This is a genomic window from Shinella sp. OV683 (genome assembly GCF_057787725.1).
In genome coordinates this window covers 1,026,565-1,040,925 of the sequence record NZ_CM173543.1, presented here as the reverse complement: position 1 = coordinate 1,040,925, position 14,361 = coordinate 1,026,565, and the positions used below count along the sequence as shown (strand labels likewise).

The following is a 14,361-nucleotide window of genomic DNA, read 5'->3' as shown; positions in this document are numbered from 1 at the left end:
GGTTTTCATGCCGAACACAATAGCCGCCACGCCGACGAAGCGAGGCAGTTATGTCAGGATCGCCTCTATCGCGATCGTGATCTTTCTTGCCCTGCTGATTTTCGGCGGCGGCAGCTTCTATACTGTCGACCAGGGCGAACGCGGCGTCATCCTCCGCAATGGGGCGGTGGTCGGCACCGCCGAGCCGGGCCTCGGCTTCAAGCTGCCGATCATCGACAAGGTGGTGAAGATCACTACCCAGAACCGCAGCAAGGTCTATGAGCACGTCAACACCTATTCCCGCGACCAGCAGCCCGCCGACATCACCCTTTCGGTCAATTACCGCCTGCCCGCCGACCAGGTGCAGAAGATCTACGCCGAATATGGCGGCGAAGAAGGTGTCGTCAACCGGCTGATCGACCGCCGTGTCTTTGAGCAGGTCAAGAACGTCTTCGGCCAGTTCAACGCCGTCACCGCGATACAGGAGCGGGCGCGGCTCAACGCCCAGACACAGGAAGCGATCACCAAATCCGTGATCGGACCGGTGATGATCGACAGCGTCCAGATCGAAAACATCGACTTCTCCGATGCCTATGAGCAATCCATAGAGAACCGCATGCTGGCCGAGGTCGAGGTTCAGAAGCTCCGGCAGAATGCCGAACGCGAAAAAGTCCAGGCACAGATCACCGTGACCCAGGCCAATGCCCGGGCCGACGCCGTGCGCGCCGAAGCCGAAGCCAATGCCGCCGCCACCCGGCTTGCCGGTAACGCCGAGGCTGATGCGATCCGCGCCAAGGGTGCGGCGCTTCAAGACAATCCCTCGCTCATAAACCTCACGGCTGCGGAAAAATGGAACGGCCAGTTGCCGAACACCATGGTGCCCGGTTCAGCCCTGCCCTTCATCGGCATGAAATAACAGCGGACAGATCTCATGAATGCGATGGAACCCACGGTCGGCCAATATTTCCAGACGGTCAGATCCGCATTTGGCGGAATGGAGCTCTATCTCGACGACATGAGCCGCGGCCAGACAATCAAGGACCTGACCGCGACGCTGATCATGAAATATGTCGAGCGGCTGAAGACGTCGCTCGGCTGCTGGGAAAACAAGATCGGCTTCATGGATCACTTCCGCATCTCGCGGGCGGAATCCGGCTTTCCGGTCTATCAGAATGTCCTCGAGCTCGAAAACGACCGCAAGAGCGCGCCCGAACGGCTGGCGGCCATCCCCGACGGCCAGAGGCTGCGTGCCGAGATGGTCGATTTCATCCTGCGCACCAAGAGCTTTCCCGAGGTATTGCAAACCAGCATGGCCGAGCGGCTCTATCTGGAGGAAGTCGTCAAGGGCGAGGTGTTTTCGCCGGTGATGCTGCCGGAAACCTCGGCCGTTTCAGTCAATCCGCAGAACGGCCGCCCGTCCTGCGTCGTCAACTGGGCGTCCTTCGACGGCACACAGACACTGCCGATGATCTACATCGCCCGCATCGAAGACTCCTCTGAAAACATGGTGCGGATGCTGGTAACGGACAAAGGCACGCTCAATCCGGATATCGATATTCCGTTGCCGGTCGGTGGATTTCTCAACCCCGAACTTGCCTCGCGCTTTGACGATTTCGTCATCCGCAACAACAGCTACGCACTGTCGCCTGTCACCATCGCTACCAACCTGGACCGTGATTTCCCAACCCTGCATCCCAAGCAGATGCGCCGCATCGTCATCGGTCCGTTTTATTCGGCCGGCATCACCGAGAACAATGCCGTCATCAACGGCATCCTGTCACGCGTCCGCAAGCCGGAAAATGCCTGGCTGCTGACCTGGACGGTGCAGGAAGTATTTTCGACCAAGGAAATTCCGGCGCAGAAGGGCTTCTTTTCGTCTACCCCGGCGATGCAGGAATTCCACATCGACACCACCGACCTCGAAGCCTCCCGCATGGGTGTCAGCGCTTTTGAAAAACACGCGCTCGTGCCGCACGAAGCCTATACCGCGCTCTACGCCTCCGGCGAGGCCGAGCGTATTTTCGCGGGCTACAAGGTCCATGTCATTTCCGGAAACCAGGTGACGAGCGAGGTGTGAGATTGATGCGCTCGAATACCCCTCACCAAGTTCGTCCAACCAATCGGCTTCGCCTCTTGGGGACGAGCTATCCTCTCCCACAAGGGGAGAGGTAATCCGCGGCAGCGCCGCAAGTTTGCCTCTCCCCTTGTGGGAGAGGATAGCAAGCCCGCGCGAGACCGAAAGTCGAGTGCCTGGGCGCGCTTGGTGAGGGTTAATCCCGCAACGTGTAACCGCCAATTTGCAGGCTAGGGGCAGGCGTCCGCCCCCGGCCCGATCGAGGAAAGGAAGACCGCATGTCCCTAAACACCGGCCTTACGGCAATTCCCGAGGACGATATCCTCAAGCATCTGTCGATCGCCCAGAGCTTCGTCACCAAGATCGTCATTCTGGAAAACGATAGCGGCACTTCGGGCACGGCACTCGCCGGTACCGGCCGTCGCTTCGTCTCTACGGTATCAACTGGCTCGGTCCGGCGCACCCGCGAGGTCGAGCTGGCGCGTACGATCCAGTCGATCCGGCCGACCGACCAGATGCTGTCGCCCAACCAGCATACGCTGCTGTTTCGCACCCGCCGTGGCACGATGGTTGGGCTTGCCGTAGCTGACGTGTTCGCCCGCCAGACCAATCTCGAAGGCCTGCAGGCCCGCAATGCCTCGGCACCGCTGACCGGCCCGGATGCTGACACCTTCCGCAACCTGCTGAATGCCGCAGCCTACATCACGGCGTTTTCGATTGCCGCTTATCTGTCGGTCACCATCCCCGGCGAGGGCGAACCGGCCGAGGACGTGCCGGAACCCGATTTCCTGTTCGACACGCCACAGGATGCCGCCAAGTCGATGATCGCCGGGCTGGAGCGCGCCATCCAGGGCTCGGTTGACGATGCCGCCATGCTGTCTCGCGCCCGCGCCTTTGCCCGGGTGGCGATCGCCGGCCTGACCGAGCGCAAGGCGCGCTTCACCGGTCTTGCCGCATTCGAGAATATCCATATCCGCGTCGAGCAGGATGATTTCGATCTCAATGGCTTCGATGTCGCGCCCGGTGCCAAGCGCAAGCCGCTTGTTATGAGCTTCAAGAAGCCGGACGAGGTGATCGGCAACCACATTGCCAAATACCAGGGCATGAAGCTCGCCAAGATGATCATGGCCTACGACTTCACCAAGCAGATGAACCCGTTCGTCGAACTCGGCGGCTTCCTCTTCACCTTTATCGGCGACGGCATGCCCGGCACTGGCAAGACGACGCTGATCCAGATGATTGCCGGCCTGATCAACGACTATTGCGATGTCGCCGGCTATGCGTTCCACTACGAGAATTTCGGCGTCGACCAGATCTCGTCCTATCAGGGAAAGTCGGGCCAGAACTGCAAGGACTTCATCAACAACGTGATGAACCCGAAGGCCATCGGCTTCGGCACCGTTGACGACGTCGACCAGGTGGCCGCCAAGCGCTCCGATGATCGCGCCTCGGCAGGCCAGCAGGAAGTCACCGCCGTGCTGATGGAAAGCTTCGCCGGCGCCTCGACCGTCGTGCGCGGCAATGCCACTTTCGGCATGTTTTCCAACTACCCCGAAAATGTCGACGATGCGCTCCGCCAGCGCGCCGGCGCCCGCTGGCTGGTCGATGGCCCGCAGAGCCGTGAGGACTATATCGATATCTTCGCGCTGCTGGCCGGCAAGAACCATTCGATCCCTCTGGGTCAGCACGCGCTTTATGCCAACCAGGAGATCAATAAGGCCGTCTCGGAATCCTACGAGGCCTATGCGAAGCCGCATGAGGAAGGCCTGATGGCCGTATGGGACAAGTACCAGAAGGAAAAGGGCGGCCTGTCGACGCTCGCCGATGTCGGCACCTACCTCTACATGATCCGCGTCGCCGAACCCCGCTTCACCGGCCGCGCCGTCAAGAACATCACCGATGCGATCAAGATGCGGGCCATGGATGTCGACCTGCCTGATGACTGGTTCGCCAAGCCCGAAAACTTCATGCACAGGCCCTATGATGAGAAGAAAGCGATGATCGAAGAACTGCGCGGCCCGATCACCATCGACATGGTGCTGCAGGAGATCAACCGCTACGCCGATAGCGAATTCCGCTACACCGACAAGTCGGACGACGCGGCGATCAACGACATCATCCGCCGCGAGCGCCAGCGCGAAAAAGCCATCCACGAGATCGAGGAAATGAAGAAGGATGGGCGGTGGGGCGCATAAGAAAATTCGCTAAAAGCGAATTATGTTGCCAATTTCATGCATTGGGGCTATGATTCGTTGAAGAAAATAGCTTACAGCAAACAAGCGATCAAAAGCTTAAAGCGTATTCCGAACAACGAATCCATAAAGATCAGGACTAAAATCAGCCAATACGCGTCTGATCCGACATCGATGGCAAACAACGTAAAGAGACTGCAGGGATCTGACTGTTATCGATTACGCGTTGGCGACTGGAGAGTCATATTCGATGAAAACGACGTCGTGATCGAAGTCATCAAGATCGGGGCGCGAGGCGATATCTACAAAGGATAAGGGCGATGAATACAGCGGTATCGTTTAAGACACCCAATGGCGAGGAAATGATCGTCCTCAGTCGACATGACTATGAGGAGCTCGTTGAGAAAGCTGAACTGGCCGAGGATCTTGCCGCTGTCGCCGACTACAAGACGAAGCTGGGCACCGGCGAGGAAGAAGCAATTCCTGCGGAATTTGCAAACCGATTGATCGACGGCGAACATCCCATCCGGGTTTATCGCGAACTTCGGGGCCTTTCGGGCAGGGAATTGGCGGAACGCACCTGCATTAGTGCCGCTTTCCTTTCCGAAATCGAGACCGGAAAGAAAGACGGCGGCATTGCCACCTTGAAAAGAATTGCGCAGGAACTGCAAGTGACGATAGACGATCTGGTAGATGACGTGGAATGAGGCTTTCACCGCCTCGATTCTCGGAACATGCTCATGAGTAAGTTGACCGCATGAAACGCCTCCTCGAAGCAGAACTGATTTACGGACGGCTTTTGCCGGTGACCGAGCCGCATCTGATTGCCCGCTACAACAAGGCCCTGACGGCGTTTGGCCTCAAGGAGACCAAGCTCACCGAATTCGATATCGACATGACCGGCTTTTCGCCGCAGGTCGCCGACGAGCTGGGGGATCGCGATTATCTCGATCCCAACCAGGTCAATCGCCGCTTCATCATCCTGGCGCCTGAGCAGGAGCAATTGCCGGTGGTTCACACCAGCTTTTCCAACACCGCCGGCCTGATGCACGAGTTCTTCACTGCCAATGCGCGTGCCATCAGCGCAGTCACGATCAAAGACGCGCTCTATGGCGAGATCGAGGATTCGGTCGCAACCGTCGATCATATCGAGGACCTGCTGTCGATCAACGAGGTGAACTTCAAGGTCCACTCGGCCGAAGACATTCTTGGCAAGGCGTCCGAACTCCGCTCGCTCGCCGACCGGCTCGTCTCCCAGCCCGATGCGTGGCGCGATGACGATATGCTCAACCGCATGGTCGAACTCGCCAAGGTCACCGGCGACATCAGACAGAACACGCTGGTGCCGGACAAGCTGGTCTTCCGCCACGATGCTTTCTGGGCCAACCATTTCGGCGGCGTCTTCGTCTTCCACGATGGTCGCAACACCACCGTCATCTGCCAGCCCACCGTGCCCGGTTTCCGCAAGGCGCGGCCGTGGCAGGTCTCCTATATCGATATCAACGACTATGACACGATCTACGGCTTTCTTGCCCGCACCAAGCGCATCGAACTGCCGCAGGCCTCGTGGATCCAGCAATCGGGCCTTTACCAGCACCGCATGCAGATGATCCTGCTCGGCCTTGCCAATGACGCCGATCCGAATTTCGATCCTGAACGTGCCGACATGGTCTGGCTCACGACCTGGGCGCATATGAACGCCAACCTGGTCTCGCAGGACGGCAGCTATCCCCTGCTCAACGAAATGTACCGCGTGGTCACCACGACCGGCAGCATCCGCATGCCCGATGTCGCCGCGCGCTATCGCTTCCTTCTGGTGCGTGCCGAGCCGAGCCACCCGGATCAGTGGCTGGTCAACCAGCTGTTGTCGCAGATGCAGCCGCATGATTTCGTCTCGCGCTACATCTTCGACAAGCAGGGCTTTTACGCAGCCTATGAGAAGTATTCCGAAAAGTTCCGCGAATACGTTGTGAAGACGCTGGAAAACACATATCTGAAGAACAAAGTCGAATTCCGTCGGCGCCTTTATGGTATCAAAGAGGAGTGACCATGCTCGATCCGATCATCCAATTCGTTCAGAGCATCTTCAGCGCCATCGGGCGTGGCGTCGGAATCGTCATCGCCTGGATCCTGTTTCCTTTCCTCAGCGCCAGCCGCTGGTACGCATCGCGCGGCCTGATCTTGAAGGCTGTTGTCGGGCTGATCCTGCTCTTTCTCGTGGTCATCTATGCCCATTTCATCTGGCAGACGCAGGTCTGGTCGACCTTCAATCCCGACTTCATCAGCAGCTACAAGCTAGACCAGCGCAAGCTGGCAGCCGGTGCGGATGTGCCGAATGCAGACGCCGCGGCGCCCAAGAAATGCCAGGGCTCGGCCATCGTCACCGTTGCTGCCGACCTGATCGATTTCGAAGTCAACCAGAACACCTGGATTTCCTCGATGCCCACCTACAAGGCCGGCTTCTTCGGACTGGACTGGGACAGCACGCCCTTCCTCGACAACAAGGCAAGCTTCCAGCGGGGCGTCAACCAGGCCGTTCGCCGCACGACGATCGAACTGGTCGATACGCTGACCCGCGTGCGCGCCACCTCGGGCATCAACAGGAACCTGCAGGATGCCCGCCAGAACATGCAGTATGACGAGGAGTCCTGGTATATCAGCTTCTCGCCCTTCGGCTTCCGTACCCCGACGCAGAACGTTTATCGCCAGGCGATCACCGAACTGCGCGACTTCAACAAGGAACTTGAAAGCTGCGCAGCAATTTTCGACGGCCGCACAGATAACCTGCTGCAGTTTCTCGATCGCATCTCCAACGATCTTGGCAGCACATCGGCCATGCTGAAGGAGCGTTCGGAAAACCACAATGCCGGCTGGTTCGACACCCGCGCCGATGACCGCTTCTGGTTCGCCTACGGCCAGATGTACGGCTATTACGCCATCCTGACGGCGACCCGGGCTGACTTTCTGCCTGTCATTACCGAAAAGAACCTCGGCGCGCTCTGGAAACAGATGTTGGAGCGATTCCGCTCGACTTTGAGGATACAGCCGGCGATCATCTCCAATGGGCGCGAGGATGGCTGGATCATGCCGAACCATCTGTCGACCCAGGGCTTCTACCTGCTGAACGCCCGCAACAATCTCGTCGACATCCGCGACGTGCTGGATCGCTGATCCAGCAAATCCTCAAAACAAAAACTCCGTTTCCCCGGTCAATGGGAAACGGAGCTATTCTGGCTTGCCGCCGTCGTTGGAAGAGGACAACACCTGGCCGCTATGCCCCACCAGTGGTTGTCCTCTCCGACACCATGGTTCTCACACCAATCTTGTGCCGGACTTACAACGCCAGCCTTTCATCGCTCGTATCAAATCCAGTGATCTCTTATGAAATTCGTTGGGGTGCCTTGACCATGGCAGCGCTGTTGGTAGGTTGGCTTCCCAAAGCAGAATGCCGTAGGAACCGGCCAAATTGACGCCCACGAGCGCTAATTCGGACATTTTTGAACGGAATCTGCACCAATTTCGAGAATTCTGGAGCCAAAAATGTCCAACCGCCTGAACACGACGCCCAATGATATGCGGGCGTTCTGGATGCCCTTCACCGCCAACCGCCAGTTCAAGAAAGAACCGCGGCTGTTCGTCAGCGCCAAGGACATGTATTACCAGACACATGATGGCCGCACCGTGCTCGATGGCACCGCTGGCCTCTGGTGCGTCAATGCCGGCCATTGCCGCCCGAAGATCACCGAAGCGATCCGCCAGCAGGCTGGCGAACTCGACTATGCACCGGCATTCCAGCTCGGTCACCCCAAGGCTTTCGAACTGGCCAACCGCCTCGTCGATATTGCGCCCGAAGGCATGAACCACGTTCTCTACACCAATTCCGGTTCGGAATCGGTCGAGACCGCACTCAAGGTTGCGCTGGCCTATCACCGCGTCAAGGGCAACGGCTCGCGCTTCCGTCTGGTGGGTCGCGAACGCGGCTACCACGGTGTCAACTTCGGCGGCATTTCGGTCGGCGGCATCGTCTCCAACCGCAAGATGTTCGGCACGCTGCTGACCGGCGTTGACCACATGCCGCACACCCATTTCCCGGACAAGAACGCCTTCACCAAGGGCGAGCCGGAATTCGGCGGCGATATCGCTTCCGAACTCGAACGCATCGTCACCCTGCATGACGCTTCGACCATCGCGGCTGTCATCGTCGAGCCGGTTGCCGGCTCCACCGGCGTCATCCTGCCGCCCAAGGGCTACCTCAAGAAGCTCCGCGAGATCTGCACCAAGCACGGCATCCTGCTGATTTTCGACGAAGTCATCACCGGCTTCGGCCGTCTCGGCACGCCGTTTGCCGCCCAGTATTTCGACGTCATGCCCGACATGATCACCACAGCCAAGGGTTTGACCAATGGCGTCATCCCGATGGGCGCGGTGTTCGTGACCTCCGAGATCCATGACGCGTTCATGAACGGCCCGGAACACATGATCGAGTTCTTCCACGGCTATACCTATTCGGGCAACCCGATTGCCTCGGCCGCAGCGCTCGGCACACTCGACACCTACAAGGAAGAAGGCCTGCTGACCCGCGGCGCCGAACTCGCTTCCTATTGGGAAGACGCGATCCATTCGCTCCGCGATTGCCCGCATGTCATCGATATCCGCAATATCGGCCTGATCGGCGCCATCGAACTGGCACCGATCGCCGGCGAGCCGACCAAGCGCGCCTTCAATGCCTTCCTCAAGGCCTACGAAAAGGGCCTGCTGATCCGCACGACGGGCGACATCATCGCGCTGTCGCCGCCGCTGATCATCGAGAAGAGCCATATCGACGAACTGTTCGGCAAGCTCCGCGAAGTGCTGATCGCCAACGCCTGATCGCCAGATCAATGCGACCCTCGCCGTTGACCGGCGGGGGCCAGATATTGCCAGGCGCTTTGCTTCAATGCGCCAATGACCTACACTGATTTTTTCTTGCGCACGGAGGCAGCAGTCTCCGTGCGCTTGCAGGATTGCGCGCAACGCCGCGCGAGACGACAGGCAATCGCACCGATTGCTCGGCGAAAGGCCGCCGCCGGAAAATGACGGCCGTCCCACGGAGGAAACCATGAAACTGAAACTGTTGACGGGCACCGCTCTCATCGCGTCGCTGGCTTTTGCCACGCTCGCGCATGCTGACATCGTCATCGGCGTTATCGCGCCTCTGACCGGACCGGTGGCAGCCTATGGCGACCAGGTGAAGAACGGCGCCCAGGTCGCCGTCGATGAGATCAACAAGAAGGGCGGCATTCTCGGTGAGAAGGTCGTGATCAAATTCGCCGACGATGCCGGCGAGCCCAAGCAGGGTGTCTCTGCTGCGAACCAACTGGTCGGCGAAGGCATCCATTTCGTCGTCGGTCCGGTGACCTCCGGCGTCGCCGTTCCCGCTTCGGACGTGTTTGCCGAAAATGGTGTGCTGATGGTCACGCCGACGGCAACCGCCCCTGCCCTGACGGCGCGAGGCCTGACCAACATCCTGCGCACCTGCGGTCGCGACGACCAGCAGGCCGAGGTTGCGGCAACCTATGTCCTCGAAAAATTCAAGGACAAGCGGATCGCCATCATCAATGACAAGGGCCAGTACGGCAAAGGCCTGACCGACGCCTTCAAGGCGACGCTGAACAAGGGTGGTGTCACCGAAGTACTCAATGAAGCGCTGACCCCCGGCGACAAGGACTTCAGCGCGCTGACGACCCGCCTCAAGGCCGAGAAGGTCGACGTCGTCTATTTCGGTGGCTATCATCCCGAGGCCGGCCTGCTCGCCCGCCAGCTGCATGATATTGCGGTAAACGCCCAGATCATCGGTGGCGACGGCCTGTCGAACACCGAATTCTCGACCATCGGCGGCGATTCCGCTCAGGGCACCATCTTCACCAACGCATCCGACGCGCTGAAGAGCCCGGATTCCAAGGCGGCCGTCGACGCGCTCACCGCCAAGAACATACCCGCGGAAGCCTTCACGCTGAACGCCTATGCCGCAGTTGAAGTCATCAAGGCGGGCATCGAGAAGGCCAAGACGGCCGAAGATTCGCAGGCCGTTGTCGCCGCACTCAAGACCGGCGAACCGATCGCTACGGCCATCGGCAAGATCACCTACGGCGAAACCGGCGACATGACGTCACAGAGCTTCTCGCTCTACAAGTGGGAAGGCGGCAAGATCGTCTCCGCCGAGTAATCGATCTCGCAGACACATAAGAGCATGTGAGGGCGGCCGTGATGCCGCCCTTTTTCGTTGCCGACATGCGGGGACGATCCGCAGCGCTCGGGACTCTCGAAACTCAGCTTATCAAGGCAGCCTTGCGGCCAAGACTTTGCCGACTGATTTCCGCAATGAACGCCTCTACCCTCCGTTTGCGAACCATTAGTACAGCAGCCAGTCCGGCAAAGGGCGCCCCCAGCGCGATCAATCCAAGGGCTATCAGCAACAGGTTGTTGGAAAGCGTGCGGAACACATCGGGACTGACAAACGGTTGGGCTTCGCTTGTCAGCGCGATACCGTTGGCCGCAAGCCATTCCTGCATGATTGCAAGTCGCCACTGAACCGAGGGGATGTCCCAGTATTTTGGCACTCCCAGTGCTTGCAATTGAGTGGCCGTGTCGTCTCTGTTGCCGGAGATGTAGGCGATCTGGGCCAGGACATAGCGGTAGGCCTCACGGGTCCTGCCTTCCGCTGCCGACTCCGCACCATCGACAGGCAGCGTTATCGACAGGTGGTTTTGCATCGCTCCAATCGTCGAAGGCTTGATGTCCGCGATGGGCAGTTCGATCAGACCGCTGCGGGTGGCGCCGAAGACGCCGTAAAACGAATAGAGCACCGCGCACGCTAGAACGATCAGGAAATAGCGATACTTTCGCAATGCCAACAGCACCACGAGTGCAACAAAGGCGGCATAAGGTAGAATCGCAATCAATGGCGACGGCATAACCAGAAAATCCAATTGATCCGGCGTCACGTTGAGGTAGCCCTTGGGGAAATTGGAAAATGCCGGCGGCAGGATATGAACGGCCGAAAAGCCATTGTTGCCGGTGGCTGCGGGAATTGACAGATACAGGGCGATGGTTCCTGCAACTGCCGCCGCGATTGCAAAAGGCGTGGCGGCCACTCCCATCCACATTGCCCGCCGCTTCAATTTGCGAATGCTCGCGGCCTCGAGCGAGACAGGGGCAGCGCCGCCGCCCGCGACCTTCGGCCGGGCATCCAACGGCTCAAGCTTCTCCCGGATCTTTTCGATCCGCAGGGTTCGCTTGACGATGCGCGCGGCAAGCATTTCCAACATGCTGCCAGACAGGATGCCAAAAGCCGCGAGTGCAAAGAAGAGGTTGGTCACGATTCTGTAGAAGGTCGCACGGGACCGATAGGCAGAGATCACCGCGGGGTCACCGATTTCCTTGGAGGCCAGATAGTTTCGAAGTGCAATAAGCCGATTGTTCTCGAGGCTGCCGGACGAGCCGAATTCGGCCATGGCCGGCCCGAGGTTCGCGCTGACGATACCGGGATCATTGCGGAAAAAGCCTTCCTGTGCGAGCGCATAGGCCTTGGCGCCGGTCATCGCTGGCGTGGAGACAATCATGTCGCCGAATGTCGTGAGGCGGCGAATTTCCTTCGCCTTGCTCGTCACAGATTTACTGTCATTGACCAAGCCAAAGTAGCGCACGACCGGCCTGCGGTTCTCGCTGCGCATCAAATCCATCTGGTCAACGGAGAAATACGTCCACATGGCGACGAAACACCCGCCGAGAATGGCTGCCCGGCCGAGATCCTTGCGTCGCAAGGCCGACAGCAGTTTGTAGATGAGGATCAGCGAGGCCGCCACGCCGAGGCCGGGGATCATCAGCCCCAGAAGTGGCCAGGGCAGGATGCAAAAGCCGAGGAATATCCATGTGATGATCTGCCGTTTGCGAAGCAATGCGCTGAAGACGGCAAATAGCAGGACGACGGTGAAAAACGGATTGCCGGCCGGGACATTGCGAAATTCAGGAAGCAGGCGCTGCTCTATGACCGGCTTGGCATAGTCATATCCACCAACCAGTGCGTCCGGCAGATGGATCAATCCTTCTTTCAGGTAATCGAAACCCGATATCTGGCGGGCAAAATAAAGGCCCGCAAGCAGCGCCATGGTGCCGAAAAACAGCGCCAACTCACCGACCAGCCGCAAAAGCCTTTCGCGCTCGGCCAAGCGGTCGTCGACGTCAGCCTGACTTGAGCTCGCGGCGTCGGAAGAAGCAAGGTCGGTTGCACGGCGTATCGTGCCGGCTCTACTGGCCTGGAGCGCCAATGGCTTTCACTCCGGCAACCATTTCAACACGCAGCCTGTCCAGTTCCTGCAGCGCAGTTGCCCGCGACGCCTCGCCATCGATATGGATCTGGCGAACCTCCTTGAGAGTATCGAGGATATTGTTGTGCACCGATTTCAATGTGCTGACATCGATGACCAGCCGTTGGTTCGATTTGGCGACGGCCACCGAATTCTGCTTCAGCATCTCGGCATTGCGCATCAACATCGCGTTGGTCGCATTGTCGATCGAGTCCGCCAATCCGATGGCTTCCTTCTGCTCGTTCAATGATAGCGACAGCAGGAAAGTCCGCTTCCAGGCCGGCAGTGTCAGGTTACGAATTGTCGTGAATTTATCGACGATCGCCAGATTGTTGGCCTGCAGAATGCGCACCATGGGCAAGGTCTGCATGGCCGAATGCTGCAGCACACGCAGGTCGTCCGCACGTTTGGAAAGCGTTTTCTTCGCCGCCTCCAGAACGCCAATCTGCTCCAGGGCTGCCATGTCTGCCTGGCTGTCATTCAGCCGTGCAAGGTCGCGATCAAGCTCGCCCAACCGTTTGGTGATGGCTTCGATGTGCAGTCCCAGACTTTCATATTCGTCGCGGACGCCATGATAGATGGCCTGATAATCCCCGTCCCGATGCTGCAACTGCTTTGCGGTGCCTTCAACCGTGGCGACCAGCTTGTCAACTTGCGTCTTGACGCTGTCGAAGCGGGCCATGGCGCGCTCCTTCGACATCATCACCGACTTCAGCACCGAGCCGATGATGGGGATACGGCTCCAGGGATTGTCGAGCGAATCGAGGTTGAATTCCTGTGCGGTCGCGACAATCTCGGACAGTTTCTTGCCGGTATCGTCCAGGTCGCTCGCCCGCGCCTTGCTCAACATCTCGTCGGTGTAGTTGTTGGCGCGCTCTACGGCCTTCGAGCCGAATTCCAGGATCGTCCTGGGTGAGAAGAAATCGATCGAAGCGGCGAGTTCATTGACCTCGCTCTCATGCGCAGCATCGATTTCATAGCGAGCCTCGTTGCCGGGGGAAAGCTCCGGTCTGGTCACGGCATTGCTCATGATCTTGATTCTCCGGTGAAATACTCATCAAGTGCGGAATGACAAAGAGCGAAGTCGGCGACATCGGGATCACTTTCGCGAAGTCTTCCCGGTGCATGCAACATGGCAAACAAATGCTGCTGCCAGAGTGGAATGACGACCGTTGCGATGTCGGTGTAGCGATCAAGCAGTGCTTTGAGACCATTCTCGGCGAGCCGAAATTGCTCGATCGCCATGGCGTTGGCAGATTGCATGGCGCTCAGATTGGCAAAGCGCCTGTCAAACCGCTGGACAAGAAATGAGTCGGCTCGGCCCCTGCCCACGGCGAGAGTTTGAGCATAGGCGATGGCGTCTGCGAGTGCCTCCTGCTCATCGGCTATGCGCTGGCGTTCCATCGCCATGGTCGCAAGAAGCGCGCGAGACCGCGTGGCAGCACCTTGCAATGCATCGAAAGCGAGATTGATCTGCTTGGCCGACAGTTCAAACCGCAGTCGCGCCTCCACGTCGGCTCCGGTAAGCCTGTCGAACCAACGTTGCGTGGCAAGCATCTTGCCGAGATCAAGCCCGGCGATCAGCGTCATTGCCTTGCGAATGCAAATCCGCATCGCCGAAGCCGCTTCCGCCGAAAGCAGGCTGTCGTCGATCTGCGACCGTGAGCCGGAGCCATCGAGCCAGGCCAGCGCCTCTTCGCAAAGCACGTCCGGCCTTGTGGAGAGTTGAAATTCTGGTGAACATGCCGCCACAATCATGAAGCCCCGCAAT

The 14,361-nt window shown here is 58.9% G+C and carries 12 protein-coding genes; 9 read left to right on the top strand and 3 right to left on the bottom strand.

What is annotated here, in order from left to right; genetic code table 11:
• Nucleotides 1-7 precede the first annotated feature (7 nt).
• The 9 genes from ACXHRN_RS05060 (at nucleotide 8) to ACXHRN_RS05020 (ending at nucleotide 10,450) form a co-directional block, all read left to right on the top strand.
• Entirely contained in the window at nucleotides 8-895 is an 888-nt protein-coding gene (locus ACXHRN_RS05060) for a prohibitin family protein (RefSeq protein WP_488640249.1), read from the top strand.
• A gap of 15 nt (nucleotides 896-910) precedes the next feature.
• Nucleotides 911-2,056, top strand: a complete 1,146-nt coding sequence (locus ACXHRN_RS05055) for a hypothetical protein (protein ID WP_488640248.1) — start codon at nucleotides 911-913, stop codon at nucleotides 2,054-2,056.
• 275 nt (nucleotides 2,057-2,331) lie between these two features.
• On the top strand, nucleotides 2,332-4,248 hold the full coding sequence (locus ACXHRN_RS05050; RefSeq protein WP_488640247.1) for an AAA family ATPase: 1,917 nt from the start codon (nucleotides 2,332-2,334) through the stop codon (nucleotides 4,246-4,248).
• A 36-nt stretch (nucleotides 4,249-4,284) separates the two neighbouring features.
• On the top strand, nucleotides 4,285-4,560 hold the full coding sequence (locus tag ACXHRN_RS05045; protein ID WP_488640246.1) for a type II toxin-antitoxin system RelE family toxin: 276 nt from the start codon (nucleotides 4,285-4,287) through the stop codon (nucleotides 4,558-4,560).
• Nucleotides 4,561-4,565: 5 nt separating this feature from the next.
• Complete coding sequence (locus ACXHRN_RS05040; RefSeq protein ID WP_488640245.1) at nucleotides 4,566-4,952, top strand: helix-turn-helix domain-containing protein; 387 nt, start codon at nucleotides 4,566-4,568, stop codon at nucleotides 4,950-4,952.
• A 50-nt stretch (nucleotides 4,953-5,002) separates the two neighbouring features.
• Complete coding sequence (locus ACXHRN_RS05035) at nucleotides 5,003-6,292, top strand: DUF6638 family protein (protein ID WP_488640244.1); 1,290 nt, start codon at nucleotides 5,003-5,005, stop codon at nucleotides 6,290-6,292.
• A 2-nt stretch (nucleotides 6,293-6,294) separates the two neighbouring features.
• Nucleotides 6,295-7,416, top strand: coding sequence for a DUF2333 family protein (locus ACXHRN_RS05030; protein WP_488640243.1), 1,122 nt, complete (start codon nucleotides 6,295-6,297; stop codon nucleotides 7,414-7,416).
• Nucleotides 7,417-7,785: 369 nt separating this feature from the next.
• Entirely contained in the window at nucleotides 7,786-9,114 is a 1,329-nt protein-coding gene (gene aptA / locus ACXHRN_RS05025; RefSeq protein WP_488640242.1) for an omega-aminotransferase AptA, read from the top strand.
• 229 nt (nucleotides 9,115-9,343) lie between these two features.
• Nucleotides 9,344-10,450 carry a branched-chain amino acid ABC transporter substrate-binding protein gene (locus tag ACXHRN_RS05020; protein WP_488640241.1) on the top strand — a complete coding sequence of 369 codons (1,107 nt, stop codon included), beginning with the start codon at nucleotides 9,344-9,346 and terminating at the stop codon, nucleotides 10,448-10,450.
• Nucleotides 10,451-10,553: 103 nt separating this feature from the next.
• On the opposite strand, the gene ACXHRN_RS05015 is transcribed toward ACXHRN_RS05020, so the two are convergent.
• The 3 genes from ACXHRN_RS05015 to ACXHRN_RS05005 are packed head-to-tail and all read right to left on the bottom strand — an operon-like array spanning nucleotide 10,554 to nucleotide 14,297.
• Nucleotides 10,554-12,551 (bottom strand): hypothetical protein, encoded by a 1,998-nt coding sequence (locus ACXHRN_RS05015; protein WP_488640240.1) that lies wholly within the window; start codon nucleotides 12,549-12,551, stop codon nucleotides 10,554-10,556.
• Nucleotides 12,532-13,620, bottom strand: a complete 1,089-nt coding sequence (locus tag ACXHRN_RS05010) for a toxic anion resistance protein (RefSeq protein WP_488640239.1) — start codon at nucleotides 13,618-13,620, stop codon at nucleotides 12,532-12,534. Before ACXHRN_RS05010 ends, ACXHRN_RS05015 begins: the two co-directional genes overlap by 20 nt.
• Nucleotides 13,617-14,297 (bottom strand): hypothetical protein, encoded by a 681-nt coding sequence (locus tag ACXHRN_RS05005; protein WP_488640238.1) that lies wholly within the window; start codon nucleotides 14,295-14,297, stop codon nucleotides 13,617-13,619. Before ACXHRN_RS05005 ends, ACXHRN_RS05010 begins: the two co-directional genes overlap by 4 nt.
• Nucleotides 14,298-14,361 lie beyond the last annotated feature (64 nt).

What these genes read in the sequence shown, in the direction of transcription:
- aptA (WP_488640242.1), top strand. Translation starts at nt 7,786, where the DNA reads ATGTCCAACCGCCTGAACACGACGCCCAATGATATGCGGGCGTTCTGG.
- ACXHRN_RS05040 (WP_488640245.1), top strand. Translation starts at nt 4,566, where the DNA reads ATGAATACAGCGGTATCGTTTAAGACACCCAATGGCGAGGAAATGATC.
- ACXHRN_RS05030 (WP_488640243.1), top strand. Translation starts at nt 6,295, where the DNA reads ATGCTCGATCCGATCATCCAATTCGTTCAGAGCATCTTCAGCGCCATC.
- ACXHRN_RS05010 (WP_488640239.1), bottom strand. Translation starts at nt 13,620, where the DNA reads ATGAGCAATGCCGTGACCAGACCGGAGCTTTCCCCCGGCAACGAGGCT.
- ACXHRN_RS05055 (WP_488640248.1), top strand. Translation starts at nt 911, where the DNA reads ATGAATGCGATGGAACCCACGGTCGGCCAATATTTCCAGACGGTCAGA.
- ACXHRN_RS05050 (WP_488640247.1), top strand. Translation starts at nt 2,332, where the DNA reads ATGTCCCTAAACACCGGCCTTACGGCAATTCCCGAGGACGATATCCTC.
- ACXHRN_RS05035 (WP_488640244.1), top strand. Translation starts at nt 5,003, where the DNA reads ATGAAACGCCTCCTCGAAGCAGAACTGATTTACGGACGGCTTTTGCCG.
- ACXHRN_RS05020 (WP_488640241.1), top strand. Translation starts at nt 9,344, where the DNA reads ATGAAACTGAAACTGTTGACGGGCACCGCTCTCATCGCGTCGCTGGCT.
- ACXHRN_RS05045 (WP_488640246.1), top strand. Translation starts at nt 4,285, where the DNA reads ATGCATTGGGGCTATGATTCGTTGAAGAAAATAGCTTACAGCAAACAA.
- ACXHRN_RS05060 (WP_488640249.1), top strand. Translation starts at nt 8, where the DNA reads ATGCCGAACACAATAGCCGCCACGCCGACGAAGCGAGGCAGTTATGTC.